Annotated in this window: 3 protein-coding genes; all 3 read left to right on the plus strand. The window is 72.1% G+C overall.

The window, feature by feature from the left end:
- A partial coding sequence (locus ACRDPS_RS22785; protein WP_431503950.1) for an aminotransferase class III-fold pyridoxal phosphate-dependent enzyme occupies positions 1–903 on the plus strand: 903 nt, incomplete at its 5' end.
- Positions 900–2,171, plus strand: a complete 1,272-nt coding sequence (locus ACRDPS_RS22790; RefSeq protein ID WP_431503951.1) for a Glu/Leu/Phe/Val family dehydrogenase — start codon at positions 900–902, stop codon at positions 2,169–2,171. The genes ACRDPS_RS22785 and ACRDPS_RS22790, both read left to right, overlap by 4 nt.
- Entirely contained in the window at positions 2,168–3,565 is a 1,398-nt protein-coding gene (locus ACRDPS_RS22795; protein WP_431503952.1) for an NAD-dependent succinate-semialdehyde dehydrogenase, read from the plus strand. The genes ACRDPS_RS22790 and ACRDPS_RS22795 overlap by 4 nt, the downstream gene beginning before the upstream one ends.
- The last annotated feature ends 49 nt before the right edge of the window (positions 3,566–3,614 follow it).

Raw genomic sequence — 3,614 nt, forward strand, 5'->3', positions numbered from 1 at the left:
AAGGACGCGGTCGTGGTCTTCGACCACGCCTACCACGGGCGTACGAACCTCACGATGGCGATGACGGCGAAGAACATGCCCTACAAGCACGGCTTCGGGCCCTTCGCGGGCGAGGTCTACCGGGCGCCGATGTCCTACCCCTTCCGCGATGCTCCCGAGGTCGACGGCAAGCTGGCCGCGGCACGGGCGATCGCCCAGATCGAGACCCAGGTCGGGGCCGAGAACCTCGCGACCATCGTGATCGAGCCGGTGCAGGGTGAGGGCGGCTTCATCGTCCCCGCGCCCGGGTTCCTCGCCGCGCTCGCCGAGTGGTGCCGGGCCAACGATGTGCTCCTCGTCGCCGACGAGGTGCAGTCCGGCTTCGGCCGGACCGGCACCTGGTTCGCCGTCGAGCACGAGGACGTCGTCCCGGACATCGTGGTCAGCGCGAAGGGCATCGCCGGCGGCCTGCCGCTCGCCGCGGTCACCGGCCGCGCCGAGGTGATGGACGCCGTCCACGCCGGTGGTCTGGGCGGCACCTACGGCGGCAACCCGCTCGCCTGCGCCGCCGCGTTGGCCGTCATCGAGACCATCGAGGCCGAGGACCTGCTCACCCGCGCGTGCCAGATCGAGGAGCGCCTCCTGGGCCGGCTCCGCGACCTGCAGACGCGCGACCCGCGGATCGGCGACGTACGCGGCCGGGGCGCGATGATCGCCGCCGAGTTCGTCGACCCGGCGACCGGCAACCCCGACGGGGCGCTCGCCAAGGCGGTCGCGGCGTACGCCCACAGCCAGGGTGTCATCGCCCTGACCTGCGGCACCTGGGGCAACGTCATCCGGTTCCTGCCCCCGCTGAGCATCTCCGACGAGCTGCTCGACGAGGCCCTGGACGTGCTCGCGACCGGGCTGGAGCAGGCGTCATGACCGCCGTCCTGGGAGCGGAGGCGACCGAGACGACCGTCCTCGACGACGCCCGCGCGCAGCTGTCCCAGGCGGTCGAGGTGCTCGGTCTTCCGTCCGAGGTGCACGCGATGCTGGCCGCGCCCCGCCGCGAGGTCAGCGTGAGCATCCCGCTGCGCCGTGACGACGGCTCGGTGGAGGTGCTTCGCGGCTACCGCGTACAGCACAACTACTCCCGCGGCCCCGGCAAGGGCGGCGTACGCTTCGACGCCCGTGTCGACCTCGACGAGGTCCGCGCGCTGGCGATGTGGATGACCTGGAAGTGCGCTCTTCTCGACGTCCCCTACGGCGGCGCCAAGGGCGGCGTACGTGTCGATCCGCGTGGCTACAGCACGGGAGAGCTCGAGCGGATCACCAGGCGCTACACCTCCGAGATCGCACCCCTGATCGGGCCGAACCACGACATCCCTGCCCCCGACGTCGGCACCGACGAGCAGACCATGGCCTGGATGATGGACACCTACTCCGTCGGCCGCGGCCACACCGTCCTCGGCGTGGTGACCGGCAAGCCGATCGCCGTCGGCGGATCCCTCGGGCGCGCCTCCTCGACCTCCCGCGGAGTCGTCGCGGTCGCCGTCGAGGCCCTGCGCCACGTCGGGATCGCTCCCGAGGGAGCCACCGCCGCCGTGCAGGGCTTCGGCAAGGTCGGTCGCGGCGCGGCCCGGTTCCTCGCCCGCGAAGGCGTCCGGGTCGTCGCGGTCAGCGACGTGAACGGCGCCGTGCACCACGCCGACGGCCTCGACGTCGCGGCCCTGGAGGCGTACGTCGACGCGACCGGCAGCGTCGTCGGCTTCCCCGGCAGCACGCCGATCGAGAGCGAGGAGGTCCTCACCGCGTACGTCGACCTGCTCGTCCCGGCAGCCATCGAGGGCGTCATCCACGCCGGCAACGCCACCTCGGTGCGCGCCCGCGTCGTGGTCGAGGGCGCCAACGGTCCGGTGAGCACGGCCGCCGACCAGATGTTGGCCGATAACGGGGTGCTCGTCGTTCCCGACATCCTCGCCAACGCCGGCGGTGTCGTCGTGTCCTACTTCGAGTGGGTCCAGGCCAACCAGTCCTACTGGTGGAGCGAGGCCGAGGTCGACGAGCGCCTCGTCGAGCGGATGACCCGGGCGTGGCACGACGTCCTCGCCTACGCCACCGAGAACCAGCTGTCCCTGCGTCTGGCGGCCACCTGCATGGCCGTCGAGCGCGTCTACCGAGCCCACGAAGTGAGAGGTCTCTACCCGTGACCGACCTGAGCACACGCCCCGAAACCACCTTCGCCGTGGAGAACCCCGCCACCCGCGAGATCGTCGCCGAGGTCGCCGACAGCACGGTCCAGGACGCGACCGCGGCCGTCGACGCGGCCGCCGAGGCGCTGCCCGAGTGGTCGGCGCTGCCGCCCCGGACCCGGGCCGACCTGCTCGGCAGGGTGCGCGACCTGATGCTCCGTGACGCCGACGAGCTCGCCGGCCTGATCGCGCTCGAGAACGGCAAGTCCCTCGCCGACGCGCGCGGTGAGGTCACCTACGCCGCCGAGTTCTTCCGCTGGTACGCCGAGGAGGCCGTCCGTCCGCACGGCGACTTCGGGCCATCGCCGGCAGGCGGCACACGCACGATCGTCACCCACAAGCCGGTGGGCGTGGCCGCGCTGGTCACGCCGTGGAACTTCCCGGCCGCCATGGCGACCCGCAAGATCGCACCGGCCCTCGCGGCGGGTTGCACCGTCGTGCTCAAGCCTGCCGCCGAGACGCCTCTGACCGCGCTCGCGGTCGCCCGGCTGATCTCCGAGGCGGGCATCCCCGACGGCGTCGTGAACGTGGTCCCCGGCCTGGACGCCCCCGGCATCGTCAGCGCCTGGCTCACCGACGAGCGGGTCCGGAAGGTCTCCTTCACCGGCTCCACCGGCGTCGGCCGCGTACTCCTGCGGCAGGCTGCCGACCGGGTCGTGAACACCTCGATGGAGCTCGGCGGGAACGCGCCGTTCGTGGTGACCTCGTCCGCGGACGTCGCCGCGGCGGTGGAAGGCGCGATGGTCGCCAAGTTCCGCAACGGCGGACAGGCGTGCACCGCGGCCAACCGGTTCTACGTCCATGCCGACATCGCGGCCGAGTTCACCGCCCTGCTGGGCGCTCGCGTGGAGGCGCTCGAGGTCGGTCCCGCCGAGACGGGCAGCGACATCGGCCCGCTCATCTCGGCGAAGGCGTACGCCACCGTCACCGGCCTGGTCGACGAGGCGGTGGCGGCGGGAGCCGCGATCGCCCACCGTGCCCAGGTCCCGGCATCGGAGGGCTACTTCTACCCGCCCACCGTCCTGGCCGGCGTACGTCCCGACTCCCCGCTCCTGCGTGAGGAGATCTTCGGCCCGGTGGCTCCGATCGTCGTCTGGAGCGACACCGAGGAGCTGCTGGCCTCGGTCAACGACACCGAGCTCGGGCTCGCGGCGTACGTCTTCGGCGAGCTCGGCGAGGCGATCCACCTGGCCGAGAGGATCGACGCCGGGATGGTCGGGGTCAACCGCGGCCTGGTCTCCGATCCTTCGGCTCCGTTCGGTGGCGTGAAGCAGAGCGGCATCGGGCGGGAGGGGGCGCGGGCCGGGCTGGAGGAGTACCTCGAGACCCAGTATCTGAGCGTGGCCTGGTGACCACTCGGTGATTGGCATGGCGTGGGTCACATCCAGCATGATGTGACCC

The organism is Nocardioides sp. (assembly GCF_050699375.1).
GTDB lineage: Bacteria > Actinomycetota > Actinomycetes > Propionibacteriales > Nocardioidaceae > Nocardioides.

What these genes read in the sequence shown, in the direction of transcription:
- ACRDPS_RS22790 (WP_431503951.1), top strand. Translation starts at nt 900, where the DNA reads ATGACCGCCGTCCTGGGAGCGGAGGCGACCGAGACGACCGTCCTCGAC.